The sequence below is a fragment of the Anoxybacillus sp. J5B_2022 genome (assembly GCF_026847645.1).
In the GTDB taxonomy this organism is placed as follows: domain Bacteria; phylum Bacillota; class Bacilli; order Bacillales; family Anoxybacillaceae; genus Anoxybacteroides.
In genome coordinates this window covers 1-1,048 of record NZ_JAPSMC010000156.1, presented here as the reverse complement: position 1 = coordinate 1,048, position 1,048 = coordinate 1, and the positions used below count along the sequence as shown (strand labels likewise).

General features: G+C 35.8%; 1 protein-coding gene and 1 pseudogene. One reads left to right on the top strand and one right to left on the bottom strand.

The window, feature by feature from the left end:
* Positions 1 to 21 precede the first annotated feature (21 nt).
* Positions 22 to 246: a hypothetical protein gene (locus M4I42_RS16945; RefSeq protein ID WP_268853200.1), complete on the bottom strand. Its 225-nt coding sequence runs from the start codon at positions 244 to 246 to the stop codon at positions 22 to 24.
* A 619-nt stretch (positions 247 to 865) separates the two neighbouring features.
* Between M4I42_RS16945 and M4I42_RS16940 the strand changes: the two are divergent.
* Positions 866 to 1,048, top strand: a pseudogene (locus M4I42_RS16940) (IS982 family transposase); the annotation flags it as partial.

The window sequence follows — 1,048 nt, the reverse complement described above, 5'->3', positions numbered from 1 at the left end:
GATAGGTTTTTTTGAGCCATATTAATCATGGAGGGGTTTTTTTTCAATACCGACAGCCAATTTTCTTATTTTCCCTTTTTGCATCATGGATTTAATAAATTTCCCACTTCCACAACCTATATCGGCTATACTCTCAAAAGTCCTTTCAGGTAAAAACCCGATAATCCAATCAATGTCTTGAGATTGACGGAGTTTAGAAATCTGATTGTAAAGAACGCCGTAATCTATATTTGGAATATTAATCATAATTAGAAACCTATCTCCTTTCCTTGAATAGGATAGAGAGATGGTGAAGAGATAACTTCACCATCTCTAATTATTTAATTGGGATAACTTTGAGAGATATAAAAGTATCTAATTGTTGGGTGCCAGTTGATGATAAAGCTGAGAATTATATCACGACTCCCCATTTTTTCTTTTGAAAATTTCCCATCTACATCCTCGATGTGTACCTATCTCATGTAGCTCATAACGTACTGAAAAGCCTTTTGATTCAATTAGGGAAGAAGTAAGGCGAGTACAATACTGACAAGGACTGTCCAATGTTAATTCTACACCTTTTTCCTCGGCTTTTTTTCGATAGTCCCAAATTCCACAGCGGAATATGGTAATAGAGGAAAAATCTTTAGTTTGATTATCAATGTGATAATCAGATTGATAGCATTCCGCTTGTTTAGCTATTCGTAGTACAAGATCTTCAGCCCCATTGTTTGTATTTTGCAGTTTACTAAAAATGTCTGAATTGAATTTGATATAATCATACCCGTGGTGCTAGATAAAATCAAACAAGCATAAAAAATAGCTCTTGCCTGGCGAATCTCCTGTAGAATGAAAGTGCGACCTACCATTCGAAAGGAGAATCCCCATGCAAGAGCACTTTCATTTTACTACAGATCGTGTCAAACTTCAAAAACAATATGCATCGATTTTGTTTTTTGTATCGGCTCAACTATCGAGTATCCAGATTCCTCTTCAACGTCGAAATCGTCATTTGTTGAAACAGAAAGACGAAGTCATCATCACCATCCATGTCCTTGGAAAGTTGTTG